17 protein-coding genes and 1 pseudogene are annotated in these 16,461 nt (G+C 67.3%); 13 read left to right on the top strand and 5 right to left on the bottom strand.

From position 1 onward, the window contains the following. The first annotated feature begins 36 nt into the window (after window positions 1-36). Window positions 37-795, top strand: a complete 759-nt coding sequence (locus QX039_RS17080; protein ID WP_315740829.1) for a DUF2786 domain-containing protein — start codon at window positions 37-39, stop codon at window positions 793-795. A 110-nt stretch (window positions 796-905) separates the two neighbouring features. Here QX039_RS17080 and QX039_RS17075 read toward each other — a convergent pair whose 3' ends face one another. Next, window positions 906-1,514 (bottom strand): hypothetical protein, encoded by a 609-nt coding sequence (locus QX039_RS17075; protein WP_315740828.1) that lies wholly within the window; start codon window positions 1,512-1,514, stop codon window positions 906-908. 190 nt (window positions 1,515-1,704) lie between these two features. Between QX039_RS17075 and QX039_RS17070 the strand changes: the two genes are divergently transcribed. Further along, window positions 1,705-2,040, top strand: a complete 336-nt coding sequence (locus tag QX039_RS17070) for an MmcQ/YjbR family DNA-binding protein (protein WP_315740827.1) — start codon at window positions 1,705-1,707, stop codon at window positions 2,038-2,040. Window positions 2,041-2,081: 41 nt separating this feature from the next. Here the strand turns inward: QX039_RS17070 and QX039_RS17065 are convergent, their stop codons facing one another. Continuing rightward, complete coding sequence (locus QX039_RS17065) at window positions 2,082-3,116, bottom strand: hypothetical protein (protein ID WP_315770535.1); 1,035 nt, start codon at window positions 3,114-3,116, stop codon at window positions 2,082-2,084. A gap of 501 nt (window positions 3,117-3,617) precedes the next feature. On the opposite strand from QX039_RS17065, the gene QX039_RS17060 reads away from it, so the two are divergent. The 3 genes from QX039_RS17060 to QX039_RS17050 all read left to right on the top strand — a co-directional run bounded on the left by QX039_RS17060 (window position 3,618) and on the right by QX039_RS17050 (window position 7,760). Then, window positions 3,618-4,115 carry a YchJ family protein gene (locus tag QX039_RS17060; RefSeq protein WP_315770675.1) on the top strand — a complete coding sequence of 166 codons (498 nt, stop codon included), beginning with the start codon at window positions 3,618-3,620 and terminating at the stop codon, window positions 4,113-4,115. A gap of 365 nt (window positions 4,116-4,480) precedes the next feature. Next, window positions 4,481-5,989 carry a bifunctional class I SAM-dependent methyltransferase/glycosyltransferase family 2 protein gene (locus tag QX039_RS17055; protein ID WP_315740824.1) on the top strand — a complete coding sequence of 503 codons (1,509 nt, stop codon included), beginning with the start codon at window positions 4,481-4,483 and terminating at the stop codon, window positions 5,987-5,989. 151 nt (window positions 5,990-6,140) lie between these two features. Then, window positions 6,141-7,760, top strand: a complete 1,620-nt coding sequence (locus QX039_RS17050) for a hypothetical protein (protein ID WP_315770534.1) — start codon at window positions 6,141-6,143, stop codon at window positions 7,758-7,760. Between the two features lie 19 nt (window positions 7,761-7,779). Here QX039_RS17050 and QX039_RS17045 read toward each other — a convergent pair whose 3' ends face one another. Beyond that, entirely contained in the window at window positions 7,780-8,520 is a 741-nt protein-coding gene (locus QX039_RS17045) for a GntR family transcriptional regulator (RefSeq protein ID WP_315770533.1), read from the bottom strand. A gap of 207 nt (window positions 8,521-8,727) precedes the next feature. Between QX039_RS17045 and QX039_RS17040 the strand changes: the two genes are divergently transcribed. The 7 genes and pseudogenes from QX039_RS17040 to QX039_RS17010 all read left to right on the top strand — a co-directional run bounded on the left by QX039_RS17040 (window position 8,728) and on the right by QX039_RS17010 (window position 14,239). Further along, entirely contained in the window at window positions 8,728-9,762 is a 1,035-nt protein-coding gene (locus tag QX039_RS17040) for an extracellular solute-binding protein (protein ID WP_315770531.1), read from the top strand. Continuing rightward, a pseudogene (locus tag QX039_RS17035) lies at window positions 9,759-10,190 on the top strand (ABC transporter ATP-binding protein); the annotation flags it as partial. The gene QX039_RS17040 and the pseudogene QX039_RS17035, both read left to right, overlap by 4 nt. A 419-nt stretch (window positions 10,191-10,609) precedes the next feature. After that, window positions 10,610-10,783 carry a TOBE domain-containing protein gene (locus QX039_RS17030; protein WP_315770673.1) on the top strand — a complete coding sequence of 58 codons (174 nt, stop codon included), beginning with the start codon at window positions 10,610-10,612 and terminating at the stop codon, window positions 10,781-10,783. Window positions 10,784-10,785: 2 nt separating this feature from the next. Then, window positions 10,786-11,652, top strand: coding sequence for an ABC transporter permease (locus QX039_RS17025; protein WP_315770529.1), 867 nt, complete (start codon window positions 10,786-10,788; stop codon window positions 11,650-11,652). Next, window positions 11,649-12,449 carry an ABC transporter permease gene (locus QX039_RS17020; protein WP_315770527.1) on the top strand — a complete coding sequence of 267 codons (801 nt, stop codon included), beginning with the start codon at window positions 11,649-11,651 and terminating at the stop codon, window positions 12,447-12,449. The genes QX039_RS17025 and QX039_RS17020 overlap by 4 nt, the downstream gene beginning before the upstream one ends. Before the next feature lie 4 nt (window positions 12,450-12,453). Next, window positions 12,454-13,365, top strand: coding sequence for a polysaccharide deacetylase family protein (locus QX039_RS17015; protein ID WP_315770525.1), 912 nt, complete (start codon window positions 12,454-12,456; stop codon window positions 13,363-13,365). Window positions 13,366-13,423: 58 nt separating this feature from the next. Continuing rightward, complete coding sequence (locus tag QX039_RS17010; RefSeq protein WP_315770524.1) at window positions 13,424-14,239, top strand: NAD-dependent protein deacetylase; 816 nt, start codon at window positions 13,424-13,426, stop codon at window positions 14,237-14,239. A gap of 126 nt (window positions 14,240-14,365) precedes the next feature. Here the strand turns inward: QX039_RS17010 and QX039_RS17005 are convergent, their stop codons facing one another. After that, entirely contained in the window at window positions 14,366-14,539 is a 174-nt protein-coding gene (locus QX039_RS17005; protein WP_315770523.1) for a hypothetical protein, read from the bottom strand. Window positions 14,540-14,725: 186 nt separating this feature from the next. Between QX039_RS17005 and QX039_RS17000 the strand changes: the two genes are divergently transcribed. Beyond that, window positions 14,726-14,971 carry a hypothetical protein gene (locus QX039_RS17000; RefSeq protein WP_315770522.1) on the top strand — a complete coding sequence of 82 codons (246 nt, stop codon included), beginning with the start codon at window positions 14,726-14,728 and terminating at the stop codon, window positions 14,969-14,971. Window positions 14,972-15,031: 60 nt separating this feature from the next. Here the strand turns inward: QX039_RS17000 and QX039_RS16995 are convergent, their stop codons facing one another. Further along, complete coding sequence (locus tag QX039_RS16995; protein ID WP_315770520.1) at window positions 15,032-16,333, bottom strand: sorbosone dehydrogenase family protein; 1,302 nt, start codon at window positions 16,331-16,333, stop codon at window positions 15,032-15,034. Window positions 16,334-16,461 lie beyond the last annotated feature (128 nt).

Here is a 16,461-nt window from a genome sequence, read left to right as displayed (position 1 = left end):
CCACCTCCCGGCGGGGCTTGTCATGGGCCTTGAGCGGTGAGCCAGACGTTCGATCCTGCCGCCTCCGATCCTGTTGCGCTCGACAAGCTGAAATCCCGCATTCAGGCTTTGCGCGCGAAGACAATCGCCAATGGCTGCACCGAGGACGAGGCGCTGTCCGCGGCCGCCAAGGTCGCCGAGCTGCTCGATCGCCACGACCTGTCGCTGTCGGACCTCGAGCTGCGGGCATCGGCGTGCGAGCGCAAGGTCTACGAGACCCATCGCAAGAAGCGCATTCCGCTCGACGACTGCATCGGCGCGATCGCGCATTTCTGCGATTGCCGGGTCTGGCGCGAGAAGAACCCGGCCGGCGAGGCGAGCTATGTGTTCTTCGGTCTCCCCGCGGATGTCGAGGTTGCGCATTATCTGGCGGAATTGATCGACAACGCCGTGCGCGCCGAGCTCGGCCGCTACAAGGCCTCGGCCGAGTACCGCCGGTTCCGGCACCAGGACCGGCATCTCGCCAACGCCTCCTTCGCGCTCGGCATGGTGGTGTCGATCGCCGACCGACTGGTGGCGATGAAGGCGGCCCGGGACCAAGTCAACCAGAGCAGCGGTCGCGGCCTGGTCGTGCTCAAGACCTCGGTGGTCGATGCCGAATTCGGCAAGCTCGATCTGAAGCTGCGGTCGGCGCGCAGCACGAGCCGGATGGTGTCGACGACGGCCTATGAAGCGGGAGGTGCCGCGGGCACCACGCTCGCGATCAGTCCGGGCGTCAGCGGAGCGCCGCAACGAAATGGACCGAAAGGGAGCTGAACTCAGTCCCTAACGGTCGTTGCCCTTATCGCTGGCATGTCCGACCCGATCGGCCGCTGATGGGGCAGGCCACCAGCGTTGGCTGCAGCAATCGTCGGTAGCGCATGCCCTCAGCTCTTCGCGCCCGGCCCCTTCAACGCATTCCAGGCCGCCTGGTTGGCCTGGTCGAACGCCTTGCGGGATTCGCTCAGGGCGGCGCTGAGCACCGACCAGGATTCGCTGCCGGTCTGCTTCAGCTTCTCGAGATGGGCGCCGGCCTCCGCCGCGTCGGATTTGAGCTGCTTCAGCACGGCGTCGAGATCGGTGGTGCCGACCGTCGTCACCTTGGCCGCCGCCTCGCGAAACCTGTCGGCCGACTCCCGCCACGCCTTTGCCTGCGCGGCGGCGATGTCCTTGAAGGTCGCCTGCTGCTGCGCGGCCTGCTTGCCGGCGGCGTCGAAATAGGCCTTCATCTGCGCCTCGAATCCGGCCCAGTGCGCGTCCAGCTCGGTCTTCGCGCTGGCCATCGCGGCTTCGCCGGCTTCGGCTTGCGTCTTGAGCAGGGCCTCGAGATCGCCGCGGCGCTTCTTCAGGTCCGCCATGATCTCCTGCGCCTTGGCCTTCGATGCCGCTTCGGCCTCGGTCGCCTTGATTTCGAGCGAAGCCAGCGCGGCATCCATCTCGTGGAGGCGCTCCCTGGCCCAGTTCAGGTAGACCTGCATCGTGCTCTGTGCCGGCATGGCCGCTCTCCTCTGATCCATCCTGCGGCAAGCCATATAGAAACGGCGTCGTATAGTTTTGACATGCATCAAGGCCCCGGGGTGCCGGGCATCACGTTCGCGTGCAGGGCGGCAGTGCGCCCCGCATGGCGGGCCGCCATGGCCGGTGCTAGTCCTATCGTTCGAATATGATCGCACGAGGCGCGTCGAGATGACCGGTGACGAATTTCGTGCTCTCGCTTTGTCGCTCGCCGGAACGACCGAGGCGCCTCACTTCGATCGCACCGCATTCAAGCTGCACCGGACATTTGCGACCTTGGCCGCCGATGGCGCATCCGCCAACGTCCTGCTCACCCCCGACGAGCAGGAGCACTATGCCGGTCTGCTGCCCGGCGTGTTTCGCCGGGTCCCGAACAAATGGGGTGATCAGGGCTGGACCACCGTGTCGCTGGCCGATGTCGACGCCGCTTGCCTGCGCCCCGTGCTCGAGAGCGCGTGGCGCGCCGCGCATCGTGCGCAGGGGTCACGCGGCCGCAACAGGCGCTGAGCCGCCCCCGCAACGAAATTCGCAGGTGGCGAAAAAGGTTCTCACACCCTCCGCCCGACCATCAGCAGGATGCCGCCGATCTGCGGCAGCAGCGCCAGCAGGATCAGGCGGAGCATGATGAAGTCCTCGGCGGAGGGCTTCACCACGCCGCGCGACACCCAGGCCACCAGCTTGATCGCGGCCTCGGTTTGCGGATCGGCGGTCTGGCTGACCGTGGACATCGCCGCGTCCAGCGCCAGCCGGCGCTCGGCGACGGCGGCCTCGCGCTCCCGACAGAACTTGCCGACGCCGCCCTTGCACTCGCGGTCGCGCGCGGTCATGGCATCCGCAAGCGCCGTCTGTGCGGCCTGCACCGCGGGCGTCACCCGCGAGGCGCGCGCCAAGGTGACGTCGCTGATGTTGGTCGAGGCGAAGCCGATGCCGGCGGTGACCGCGAACACGAAGGTCATCAGCCACACCGTCCAGCCGGTCAGTGCCGAGGCGCGATGGCGCCCCTGCCACAGCCGCGCGGCGCAGCTCGGCATCACCAGCGCGACGAGGTCGGCGGTCACGCCGACCGCGAGAAACATCCAGCCGGCCGTGCTGTTCGAGCCGAGCGAATGCGCGAACCAGCCGTTCATGGCCATGCCGACCGCCGCCAGCGCCAGCGCGGCGAGTTGCAGCAGGATCGACGAAGCGGTGAGGCGCCCGCGTGCGACCTTGGCCGGAGTGACCGGCGCGGCGGCCGGAACGACCTCGCCCTCGATCACCGCGGGCGTTTCCCGCGGTGTCATTGTCGTCGGCGCGGTTGCTGCGGGGATCGCCGCGGCGGCCGCGCTCGCGGCGGCCTCCGTCCGTGCCGGCTCGGCCGCCGCCCGGCTCTTAGCCGGCTCGTTCACGAACTCCAGGAAGTCCGGCATGATCAGCGTCTCGGAGGCCAGCATCTCGTCGTCGAGCGCCGCCGTCTTGGCCTTCTCCGCCTTGTCGGCTCGGGGACGCGGACGCGGCTTGACCACCTTTGCCCGCTTCGGACGCGGCTTGGCCGTCTTCGGCTGCTGCCAGGGAATGATGGATGCGACTACGGACTCATCAGCCATCGGGGCTGCTCCAATCGGTGGTGATGGGCACGACTCTGCGTTTGCACGCAGCGCGTCTCGCGCCGGCATCGGGTGCACGTTTGATCGGGAATCGAGCAGCGGCCCGCCTCGAGGCGGGCTTTCGTTCTTGCGGCCGGGCTGGCGTCGCGCGAAGAAATCGTTGGCGTCTCACGCGCCCTGATCCGCCGATGATGCGGAGGGCTTGCGGTCACAAGCGCCACGTAATGAGGCGGCGCCCGGAAGGTTCTGGTCCGCGCGGGGCCGGGCCGGTCAGCCGTGCGCCCAACACCCTTGTTCTTAGCCAATGGTTAACACGGATTCGCCGGTTTCGAAACGGTGCCGGGTCCTCGTTCACATATCGGATGATCGCCAACCGAGAACTGCGTCTTTGCAGTCACAACCGCAAGTGACGCCCTTCTTGTTCAATGGACGAACGCTCGGGGCCTCGGCCTCGCGGCGCGCTATGGTAGGACCTCGAATGTGGAGCTCCGTCGTCGTCTCATGCAATGTCCCTGCGGCTCAGGCTTTCCCTACGATCGTTGTTGCGGTCGCTATCTCCAAGGTGATGATCGCCCGCCGACGGCCGAAGCTCTGATGCGCTCGCGCTATACGGCCTATACGCGCGGCGACATCGGCTACATCGAATCGACGCTCGCCGCCGACCGTCGCAGCGCGTTCGATGCCGCCGCGGCGAGAACCTGGGCGACGCGCGCGACATGGCTCGGCCTGCGCATCGTCTCGTCGGTCCGCGGCCAGCCCGGCGACGCCGATGGCGTCGTCAGCTTCGTCGCAACCTATCGCGAGGCCGGCAAGACCATCGAGCACCACGAGGTCTCACAGTTTCGCCGCGACGACGACGGCGCCTGGCGCTTCGTCGAGGGTGACGCGCGAGCCGTCGTCACTCAGCCGAAGCGGGCGGCCGCCACCGCGAAGGTCGGCCGCAATGATCCATGCCCGTGCGGTAGCGGCAAGAAATACAAATTCTGCTGCGGACGGTGAGCGCAGCTGTTGATAGGAGGGGGCGCGACTGCGGGCTCGTCAGGTGCTTCCGTGCCCCGCGAAGGCAGGCGCGCGGGCGCTCAAGCCGTTGGTGCCGGCGCCAACCTGGCAACGACGGTCCAGCGTCACCGGTCTTCCCGCGCCCGCTTAGTTGCGAGCGCGAATGAGATGCAAAGATCGGAGGTATGCGGCGCGAACGATCGCGGCGGCCTCAATGTGGCTGGCCGATGTCTGCTCGTTTCCGTCGCGCGTCAGAGCGGGGGCGCCACGATGCCAACAGAGCGCAGGACTTCTCTGCCGCCGCCTTGACTCCGCCCAACCGGGCTGGCCTAGAAGGACGTAGTTCCTAACAGGGGTGGTATCAGGTGGCGGAGTTGGACGAGCAGGTCCGGCAGGACGAACGCGAGCGGTCGCAGGTTGCCGCAACCCTGTCGCCGGCAACGAAGGCGCTGTCACCGCGCAAGGCAGCCATCCTCGACCATGCCAACGATTTCGCCGATGCGCGCGCCGGCTGGCGCGACAAGGCGGCGTTCTTTCACAGCGAGGACGCGTGCTATCTGCGCTTCCTGATCCCGCCGGGCAGTCGCGTGCTCGAGATCGGCTGCGGCCTCGGCGACACCCTGGCATCGCTCGCGCCGTCCTACGGCGTCGGCATCGACTTCAGCGAAAAGCAGATCAAGATCGCCCGCAGCCGGCATCCTGAGCTGACCTTCATTCTGGGCGACGCGGAGGATCCGGCCACGCTCGCCGCCGCCACCGGCCCGTTCGACGTCATTCTGGTGCTCGACACCATCGGTTCGCTCGACGACTGCCAGCAGTTCATCGAGCAGTTGCACCCCTTGTGCACGCGCGAGACGCGCCTCGTCATCGGCTACTTCTCGCACCTCTGGTATCCGCTGCTGAAGGCTGCGGAGGCACTGGGCCTGCGGATGCCGCAGCCGGAGCAGAACGTGCTGTCGCCGGCCGACCTGCGCAATCTCGCGCAGCTTGCCGATTTCGATCCGGTGAAATCCGAGCAGCGCGTGCTGTCGCCGCTGCGGCTCTACGGCCTCGGCCGTTTCGCCAACCGCTTCCTCAGCGTGCTCCCGATTCTACGCGCCTTGTCGCTGCGGCACTATCTGGTGTCGCGCTCGCTCCGCTGCGTGAGCGACGACGTCCGCTCGGCGACCGTCGTGATCCCCGCGCGCAACGAGCGCGGCAACATCGAGCCCGCGGTGCAGCGCATCGCCGCGTTCTGCCCGGACATCGAGATCATCTTCATCGAGGGCCACAGCAGGGACGGCACCTATGAGGAGATGGAGCGGGTGCGCCAGGCGTTCCCGGACCACGACATCAAGCTGATGCGCCAACCCGGCAAGGGCAAGGCCGACGCGGTGTTCACGGCCTTCGACGCGGCACGCGGCGACGTGCTGATGATTCTGGACGCCGACCTCACCATGCCGCCGGAGCAGTTGCCGAAGTTCTTCGAGGCGCTGCGCTCGGGCAAGGGCGAGTTCATCAACGGCTCGCGCCTGGTCTATCCGATGGACGAGGGCGCGATGCGCTTCCTCAACCTCATCGCCAACAAGACCTTCTCCTATCTGTTCTCGTGGCTCTTGAACCAGCGCTACACCGATACGCTCTGCGGCACCAAGGTGCTCCGCCGCAGCGACTATGTCAGGCTCAAGGCCGGTAAGGCCTATTTCGGCGATTTCGATCCGTTCGGCGATTTCGACCTGATCTTCGGCGCCTCCAAGCTGAACCTGAAATCGATCGACCTGCCGATCCGCTACGCCGCGCGCAGCTATGGCGAGACCCAGATCTCCCGCTTCCGCCACGGCTGGATGCTGCTCAAGATGGTCGTGTTCGCGTTCTTCAAGATCAAGGCGATCTGAGGATGACGGGAGTTCGCGGTGTCCAGCCTCAGAGGAGGCTGCGCCGATCGTTCGCCAATCGACCTACGTCGTCAAGGCCGGGCTTGACCCGGCCTCCCACGCCTTCTTTCGCCGAGGAAGGACGACGTGGATGCGCGGGACAAGCCCGCGCATGACGAAGAAAACGATTACGAAAACATCGAATCCGCCTCGTGACGCCTTCGATCGCCTGACGCGCTTCGGCTGGCACGGCGGCGTCGCGGTCGCGCTGCTGCTGTCGCTCGTGTCATTCCTGGCCGTCGGCTATTTCACCGTCTATTGGCGCAATGCCGACATGGACTTCATGGTGATCTACAACGCGCTCGCGATCAACGATGGCGGCGCGCAGGCCTTCTTCGATCACCCGGCCTATCTCACCATCCTGTCGGTCGAGACCTGGTTCGCGTTGCTGCATCGGCTCGGCCTGCTCGACGCCTGGACATTGTCGGCGATCCCCGCCGATCACGCCGTCTTCGATGTCGCGATGACCGGCGCCGTCCATGCCGGACGCGTCGCCGCGCTGCTGACGGCGGCGGGCCTCATCCTGGCCTTTGCCTGGCTGGCGCGCCGGCTGGTGTCCGATTGGCGCATCGCCATGCTCGCCGTCACGGCCTTCGTATTTTCCGGCGGCGTGCAGATGCATCTGCGCATCCTGCGCAGCGAGATGATGGCGGCGTCGTTCTGCATTCTCGCGCTGATGATCCTGATCGTGGCGGCGCGCCGCGCCAGCCTCGCGCGTCCGCTTGCGATCGGGCTCGCCGCCACGCTCTGCACGCTCGGTCTGGAGAACAAGGTCCATGCGATCCTCTTGATCGTCGCGATCCCCGTGCTGGTGCTGCCGTTCGGCACGGCGACGAGCCGAAGCGTGGCGTTCTGGCAATCGCCGCGCGCCTGGGCGGCCGTGCTGGTCGCCGGGATCGCTGCGCTGCTCGCCATGAGCGCTGCCTGGCCCCTGATCGTCGCCGGCTTCGATCCTGTCAACGCAACGGCTGCCGGCCTCAAACCCATGCTGTTGGGCCGCTTCGGCGTCTATCAGCTCGCGCTGCTCGGCCTGATCGCGGCCTGCATGGTCGTCTTCGCGTGGCTGTGGCGCGTGAGCGCGGCCGAAACTGTTGCGGCGCTACTGGCGATGGTCGCCGGCGCCGCCATCGGCCTGCTCGCGCTGGATCTGAGCTACGACGTCAACGATGTCGTCGTCGTGCTCAATCCGCTGGAGAAGATGATCACCTTTGTCGACGCGCCAGATGCCGCCGGTAGCCTGAGCGGTGCGATCGGGCTGTTGTTGTCCGGGCTGTTCGGGGTCATCAGGCGCTACACCTTCGTGCTGCAAACTTCGGCGCGGCCCACGGTGTTCATGACCTGGCTGATCATCCCCGGCATCGTCATGGCCTGGCGCCGCGGTGAGCGGCAGGCGGCCATCCAAGCCGTCCTCCTGATGCTGGCGGCCATCGGCATCGACACGCTCGGCGTCCGCCGCGGGCTGAAGGTCGAGTACTTCGTCTTCACCGATCCCCTGATCATCATCGCCGGCATGGTCCTGCTCGATCGTCTGTCGGACCTGCGCTTCTCCCGCTTCGCCTATCCGATCGGCGCGGCGCTGCTCGCGCTCCATGTCGGCATCAGCCAGGCCGAGCCGGTCAAGATGGCGCTCAAGCGCAGGGGGCCTGAGGAGGTCTGCGCGTGGAGCGGCCACTACATGCCACGGATGGCGCTGCCCTGGTGCGCGCCGCCGAACAGCCCGCCGAGGACGTGACGGCCGACGCTCAGGAGCGTCAAGACAATCCTGATCGCACCCTGCGGCGTGGCTTGACCGGCGCAAAGATCGCCGCGAGATCCGCGCCGTCGGGCGCCGGGCACTCGTCGAGCCGCAGCCGGCCCTCGACATGCAGGAAGTGCTCGCGCGACACCGCGATCGCGCGCATCAGGTCGCGGTCGCGTAGCGCCGCGACGATCGCGCCGTGCTCGTCGACCGCGCAGATCGACTGCGCCGCCGGCTCGTACACCGACACCATCACCGAGGAGCGGCTGAGCAGGTCGCCGAGCATGCGCGACAATTCCGGATTGCCGAGCGCGTCGACCAGGTGGACATGAAAGGCGCCGGACAGCCGCACCGAGGTCGCGCGATCACCGCGCCGCGCCGCCGCGTGCTCCTCTGCCAGATGCGCATCGAGCCGGGCGAGCAGGAGATCATCGACCCGCAGCACCAGCTGGCTGAGCACGCCGGCCTCGAGCACGCGATGCGCCTCATAGACCCGTCTGATATCATCAAGCGTCGGCCGCGGCACCCGCGCGCCGCGGTTCGGAATCATCTCCAGCCGCCGCTCGGCGCCGAGCCGGTGCAGCACCTTGCGGATGCGCTCGCGCGACACGCCGAAGACCGCGGCCAGCGGCGTCTCGGCGAGCTTGGTGCCGGCCTTGAGCTTGCCTTCCAGCAGCGCGCGCAGAATGGCCTGATACACCACCTCGTCCTCGGCGGGATTGGCCTTCCCGATTCGCTGCGCTCGCATCGCCATGCTCCGTAGCTAGGCCCAAAGCCGCGGCAGGTCACCTCCAAAAAATGTGCACATTATGCTCGCGACCGGGGAGGGGCCGGTCGAGAAGCGGATCGAGAAATAGCTCAGAGCGATGATCTTATTGATGAATCAAAAAATGTGCACATTTGGCACGGCGCTTGCTGATCCTGGTGACACGCCACGCGACAGCTCACACGGGATCCTCTCATGCACTCCTTCTCCCGCCGCAGCCTCCTGAAGACCGGTGCGGCCTTCGCCGGCACCCTTGCCGCGCCCGCGCTGGTGCGCGCCGCCCCCAAAGAGATCGTGATCGGCGGCCCCGCCGGCGCCGCCAAATATTTCAACGCCGATCTGTTTCCGGTGCTGGAGAAGAAGCTCGACTGCAAGGTGCTCTACGAGGGGACGAACTCGCTGACCAATCTGCAGAAGATGCAGGCCGACAAGGCCAGCCCGAAGATCTCCGTCGTGATCATGGACGACCCGGTGATGCTGCCGGCCGCGGCCGAAGGGCTGATCACCAGGATGTCGTCGGCGGCGATTCCCAATCTCGGCAAGCTGGTCGACGACGCGGTGCACCAGGACGGCATGTGGGCCAACTACCAGAAGCCGTGGGTCGGCATCGCCTATTCCACCAGGCGGATGAAGACGGCACCGGTGAGCTGGGGCGAGCTGTGGGATGCGAAATACGACTCCAAGATCGTCGTGCCGTCGTTGTCCAACACCGAAGGATTCTGGACGCTGCTCGCCGCCGCGCATCTCGAGACCGGCAAGCCCTACAAGGAAGCGCAATACGAGATCGATGCCGGATTCAAGAAGATCAAGAGCCTGAAGGCCAATCTGCTGAACGTCTATACGAACGCACCGCAGGCGATCAATCTGCTGGAGCAGGGCGAGGCCTGGATGATCGGCGGCCAGTTCTCGGCCTATACCTTGATCCGCAAGGCCGACGGCTCGCCGGTCGATCTCGCGATCCCCAGGGATGGCGGCTTCTCGATGCCGTCGGGCATCGCCAAGGTCGCAGGCGCGCCGGCCGGCGATCTCGCCGACGCCGTGATCGACTTCTATCTCAGCCCGGATGCGCAGACCATCCTGGCCAAGACGGCCTTCATCGCACCGACCAGCAAGGCGACGCCGCTGCCGGCCGGCTATCCGGATCCGGCCTCGCTATTCGCGCCCGACTGGGCCTTCATCGCCAAGAACCGCGCCGGCTGGGTCGATCGCTGGAGCAAGGAGATGACATGACCGCCGCGCCGCATCTCGTCATCAGCGGAATCTCCAAGCGCTTCGGTGCGGCGACCGTGCTCGATCGCGTCGATCTCACCATCCGGCGCGGCGAGCTGGTCACCCTGCTCGGCCCGTCCGGCTGCGGCAAGACCACCTTGCTGCGTGCCATCGCCGGCCTGGCGCCACCGGACAGCGGCACGATTTCGCTCGCCAGGCGCGACGTCACCCATGTGCCGCCGCATCGACGCAATGTCGGCGTCGTGTTCCAGAGCTACGCGTTGTTCCCGCATCTCACCGTCGCCGGCAACGTTGCTTTCGGCCTGAAGGTGCGCGGCACGCCGAAGGCCGAGATCGATCGCGCGGTGGAGCGCGCGCTTTCGCTGGTCAAGCTCGGCCATCTCGGCGGCCGCCGCATCTCGGCGCTGTCGGGCGGCCAGCAGCAGCGCGTGGCGCTGGCGCGCGCGATCGCGGTCGAGCCCGACGTGCTGCTGTTCGATGAGGCGCTGTCGGCGCTCGATCGCAAGCTGCGCGAGGAGATGCAGGTCGAGCTGCGCCGTCTGCTGCAGGAGGTCAAGGCGACCGCGATCTTCGTCACCCACGACCAGGACGAGGCGCTGACCATGTCGGACCGCGTCGCGGTCATGAACAGGGGCCGCATCGAGCAGCTCGCCGCGCCGCGCGAGCTCTATGCCCGGCCTGCGAGCTTGTTCGCGCTCAACTTCGTCGGACTGTCGACGCGCATCGCGGGCCAGGTGGTCGACGCGCATGACGGCACGGTGGACGTCGTGACGCCGGTCGGCCGTCTGTCGGCGCGCGGCGCGTTTCAGCCCGGGGCCTCGGTGATCGTCGCGACGCGGCCGGACGGGTGCGCTCTGTCGTGTTTCAGGGCTCGCGAACTCTCGTGGATGTCGATGCCGGCGCCGGCGCGAGCCTGCTGGCCGAGCTGTCGGGCCGCGAGGCCGAGCTGCCGCGCGTTCATGACGAAGTCCGCTTCGCCTGGCCCGTCGCCGAGACGTTCGCCTTCGCCGCCGAAGCTTGACCATGACCGACGCCGTGTTGCCAGCACCGATTGTTAAGCCCGCGCCGGATCGCGAGCGGTTCGCCGCGTTCGGCTTCGTCGCGCCATCGGCGCTGATCATCGCGCTGGTGTTCGTGCTGCCCTTGGCGCTGCTGCTCGGCGTCAGCGTGCTCGATGGCAAAGGCGGCATCACGTCGGCGAACTACACGCGGCTGCTCGGTACGCCCTATTATCTCGGAATCATCTGGAATTCGCTGCGGCTCGGCCTGCTGACGACGCTGATCGCCTTCCTCATCTCCTATCCCGCAGCGTTCGCGCTCGCCCGCGCCCGCGGCGCGTTGCGCTCGGTCCTGCTGGCGACCCTGTTCCTGCCGCTCGCAGCCTCTGTCATCGTCAAGGCGTTCGCCTGGACCATCCTGTTGCGCAGCGACGGCCTCATCAACACAGTGCTGATCACGCTCGGGATCATCGAGGATCCGATCCGCATGATCTTCACCCAGACCGCGCTGATAACAGGTGCCGTCAACATCTTCCTGCCGTTCATGGTGCTGCCGATCTACGCGGTGGTGGCGCAGCTCGACGGCCGCTACGCGGAAGCCGCGGCGACGCTCGGTGCCTCGCCGCTCGTGGTGTTCTTCCGCGTCATCCTGCCGCTGACCCTGCCCGGCATCATCGCCGGCGTGGCGCTGGTGTTCTCGCTGGCGGTGTCGGCCTATGTGGTGCCGACGCTTCTGATCGGCGAGAAATATCCGACGCTCGCCACCACCATCGCCAAGGCCTATCTGCTGGCGCGCGAACCCGGCTTCGGCGCCGCCGCCGGCGTCGTGCTGTTGGCGATTGCGGTCATCGTCGTCGCGCTCAGCACGCTGCCGTCGCGCGAGCCGACATGATGACGCGCGTCGCCATCATCATCTGCTGGCTGCTCGCGATTGGCCTCGCGCTGTTCCTGGTGCTGCCGCTTGTGGTGATCGCGGCCGCGTCAATCTCGCCGACGCCCGTGTTCGACCTGCCGCTGTCGGGCGCCTCGCTGCGCTGGTATGGCCGCATCGGGCGGCTCGACGGTTTCTGGCCGTCGTTATTTCTGTCGCTGCAGATCGCCGTGCTGTCGACCGTGCTCTCGCTGGTCGCCGGCACGCTTGCCGCGATCGCGATCGCCCGGGGCAGACTGCCGGGTGCAACCGCGATCGGGACGCTGCTCGTATCGCCTTTGATGATGCCGGGTCTCGTGCTCGGCATCGCGCTGTTGCAGTATTTCCGCATGATCGGTTTCACCGCGACCTGGAGCGCGCTGCTGGTAGCCCATCTCGTGGTGACCTTGCCCTATGTCGCCCGCACGATGATCGCAGGCCTCTCGCGCTTCGACTTCACCCTCATCGAAGCCGCGCGCACGCTCGGCTGCACCTATTCCGGCAGCGTGCTGCGCGTGATGGTGCCGGCGCTGGCGCCGTCGTTCCTGATCTCCGGCCTGTTCAGCCTGTTGGCCTCGTTCGACAACTATCCCGTCTCGATCTTTCTCACCGACGTGCGCTCGAAAACGCTGCCGATCCGCATGCTGCAATATATCGAGGAGGCGCCCGATCCGACGCTCGCGGCGCTCTCCACCCTCATCCTCGCCGGCACCTTGGTGCTGCTGCTGATCAGCGATCGCGTCGTGGGCCTGCATCGCATGGCCGGAACTACGGATTGACATGATGAGCGCTCAGCCTGCCTTTCGTCGCGATCTCCGGGGCTATGGCGGCCGCCCGCCGCATCCGCGCTGGCCGAATGGCGCCCGCGTCGCGGTGTCGCTCGTGGTGAATTTCGAGGAAGGCTCCGAATTCTCGGTGTCCGATGGCGACGCCAGCAACGAGGCGATCTACGAGGTCGTGCACCGCCTCGACGGGCCGGATCCCTGCATCGACAGCCATTTCGAATACGGCACGCGCGCCGCCTGGTGGCGCATCATGGACCTGTTCGACGCCCATGGCGTCAAGGTCACGCTCAGCGCCTGCGGCCGCGCCGTCGAGCGCTCGCCGGAGCTGGCGCGCGACGCGGTGGCGCGCGGTCACGAGGTGTCGGCGCATGGCTGGCGCTGGCAGAGCCATGCCGGGATGGGCGAGACCGAGGAGCGCCGCGTGATCGCGCGCACGGTCGAGACGATCCAGCGTGTCACCGGCCAGCATCCGCTCGGCTGGCATACGCGCTCGGCGGCGTCCGCGAACACGCGGCGGCTGCTGGTCGAGCAGGGCGGCTTCCTCTACGACAGCGATGCCTACAATGACGACCTGCCGTACTACGTCGATGTCGCCGGCCGCCCGCATCTGGTGCTGCCCTATGCCTTCGACAGCAACGACATGCAGTTCTACAACGGCTCGCGCTTCCGCGGCGCCGACTTCGCCGACTACGTCATCGACGCCTTCGACTGGCTCGCCCGCGAGGGCGCGACGGCGCCGAAGATGCTCTCGATCGGGCTTCATTTGCGCATGATCGGCCGCCCCGGCCGGATCGGCGCGCTCGACCGCATCCTGTCCCACGTCACCGGCAGCGGCGTGGTCTGGATCGCGCCGCGCGCCGACATCGCCCGGCACTGGCTGGCGACCGTGCCGCCACCCGGCACGACCTGACGGACCTTGGCCTGGTGACGGACTGGCGCGGCCCGGCCTGGCCGCCTACATCTGCGCCATGATCGATCCTCTCGCGCTAAAATCCTTCATCGACAGCCACCACCGGATCGTCGTGCTCACCGGCGCCGGCTGCAGCACAAATTCCGGCATTCCCGATTATCGCGACAATGACGGGCAGTGGAAGCGCACGCCGCCGGTGACCTATCAGGCCTTCATGGGCAGTGAGGAGACGCGCCGGCGCTACTGGGCGCGCAGCATGGTCGGCTGGCGGCGCTTCGGCCGCGCCCAGCCGAACGGCGCGCACCATGCGCTGGCGCGGCTGGAGGCGCAGGGCCGCTGCTCGCTCCTGGTGACGCAGAATGTCGACCGGCTGCACCAGGCCGCGGGCACCAGCAATGTCATCGACCTGCACGGCCGGCTGGACCGCGTCCGCTGCATGGGCTGCGGCGCGACGCTGTTGCGGGCCCAGTTTCAGGACGAGCTGGCGGACGCCAATCCGCGCTGGCTGGCGCATGATGCCGCCGATGCGCCCGATGGCGACGCCGATCTCGACGGTGTCGATTTCGCTGAGTTCACCGTGCCGGCCTGTCACGCCTGCGGCAGCGTCCTCAAGCCCGACGTCGTGTTCTTCGGCGAGACCGTGCCGCGCGACGTCGTCGCCACGGCGCGCGGGCATGTCGATCAGGCCGACGCCATGCTCGTGGTCGGCACCTCGCTCATGGTCTATTCCGGCTTCCGCTTCGTCCGCGCTGCCGCCGACCGCGCCATCCCCATCGCCGCCGTCAATCTCGGCCGCACCCGCGCAGATGAGCTGTTGTCGCTGAAGGTCGAGGCGCCGTGTGATGCAGCGCTGGCGTTTCTGCTTGAGGGATAGGGTCGGCGGTCCTCTCTCCGCCGTCATGGCCGGGCTTGACCCGGCCATCCAGCTGCTTTGTCGCGGTAGCGATGGATGCCCGGGTCAAGCCCGGGCATGACGAGAAATCAAGTCCAGGGGGCCGCCTCACCGCGACTGCGGCTTCTCGCGGTTCTGGATGCGGTCCTTGTCGTTGACCTGCTCGCTCTCGGGCTTGCCGACCTCGACCGTCTTGCCGGCCTGGTTGCCTGGATTGTAGTGGAACTTGCCTTCGCGATGCTCGCCCGGCTGCTTCCGATCGGGATTGACATTGTCGGCCATGGAACTCTCCTGTCGCTGTGCCGGACAACGTCGCGGGCGTGATGCTTGTTCCGCGGCGGAGCGCCGCGGCGCCGTCCATGCGGCATCATCCCTCTCTGTGCGGACCGTCACGGAAGCAGCGCGCCCTGACCGTCATGATCCTCGCATGGGCTGCAGGAGCAGCCTCAAGCAACGAGGGACAAGGTCATGACTTCCAGCATTCGTCTTTTCGCCGCCGCCATCGTCGCGGGCGCGAGCCTGCTCGCGTCAGCATCGACATCGCCGGCGTCTGCCGGCTGGGAATGGCTCGGCAACAAGAACTACGTCAACTGCCTGCAGCTGTTTGCGAGCGGCAACTTCCTGATCCCGGCAAACGCCACCCCGGCCCAGCGTGCGGCGAAGCACGAAGCCGGCCGCCGCTACTGCAATCGCCAGTACTACGGCCACGACTGAGCATGGCGGCACATGCGCAAGGCCGAGGCCGATCACGGCCTCGGCCTTCGCTTGCGAGGCTCACGCCCCCGTCACGCGCCAAATGCAGTTGCCGACGTCGTCGGCGACCAGCAGCGATCCGTCCGGCCCGATGACGACACCGACCGGACGGCCATAGGAGAAGCTCTCGTCCGGCGCCAGGAAGCCGGAGAGAATGTCGCGCGCCGGGCCCGACGGCTTGCCGTTCTCGAACGGAATGAACACGACCCTGTAGCCGGACAGCTTGCTGCGATTCCATGAGCCGTGCTGGCCGATCACCATGCCCTCGGGGAAGCCGGGCAAGGTGCCCGCCGGCAGCCAGCACAGGCCGAGCGAGGCGGTGTGGCCGCCGAGCGCGTAGTCCGGCGTCAGCGCGGTCGCGACCAGGCTCGCATCCTGCGGCACCCGGTCGTCGACCGTCCTGCCCCAGTAGCAATAGGGCCAGCCATAGAAGCCGCCCTCGCGCACCGAGGTGAGATAGTCCGGCGGCGTCTCGTCGCCGAGCCCGTCGCGCTCGTTGACGACGGTCCACAGCACCCGCGTCTGTGGCTCGAACGCCAGCCCCACCGCGTTGCGCAGGCCACCTGCGAAGATGCGGCTCGCGCCGCTCGCGATGTCCAGCTCATAGATGCAGGCGCGGCCCTGTTCGACCTCGAAGCCCAGTTCGGCGATGTTGGTGAGCGAGCCGACACCGGCATAGAGCTTGGTGCCGTCGGGGCTGACCAAAAGACTGCGCGTCCAATGGCCGCCGGGCTTGAACGTGGTGAGGCGCTTGCCCTGCGCCGTGATGCGCTCCGCGCCCGCGGCATAGGGGAAGGCGACGATGCCGTCGGTGTTGCCGACATAGAAGGTGTTGCCGACCAGCGCCATGCCGAACGGCTGGCTGAGATTTTCCATGAAGGCATTGCTGATCTCGGCGGTGCCGTCGCCATCGGCATCGACCAGCCGGGTGATGCGGTTGGCGCTGACGCCGAGCGCTGCGGCGCGGCGCATCGTCGCCTGCATCGCATAGCCGAACATGTTGCGCACCGGGCTCGGAATCTGGGTGGCCTCGGCGATCAGCACCGATTTGTCCGGCATCACATAGATCCACCGCGGATGATCGAGCCCGGTGGCAAACGCATTCACCTTCAGCCCCGCCGCCGCCACCGGCTTCTCGCCGTCGCGCCAGCCCCGCGCCGTCGGCATCTTCAGGGTCGGCAGCAGACCCTGCGGCTTCGCCACCGGGATCTGCGGCTGCGCCCCCCACGCCGGCTGCGGCGTCTCGCCCTGCAGCTTGCGCCACTGCAGCGCCGCATTGCCAACCAGCGCGACACCGCGCGCGACGATGGAGGAGAGGGTCATGAAACGTCCTGTGGGATGAGACAGAGGTAGGGTGTGATGGTCGAGATCCATAATACATCTCGCCGACGCGGCGGATGTGACGATTCTGCGGAGCGGGCGCGGTTGGCCTGCGTGCCCTGCATGCGCGG

Source organism: Bradyrhizobium sp. SZCCHNR1043, from assembly GCF_032489675.1.
In the GTDB taxonomy this organism is placed as follows: domain Bacteria; phylum Pseudomonadota; class Alphaproteobacteria; order Rhizobiales; family Xanthobacteraceae; genus Bradyrhizobium.
Note: the sequence above shows the minus strand (reverse complement) of the source record. Positions and strands in the feature narration are given on the sequence as shown.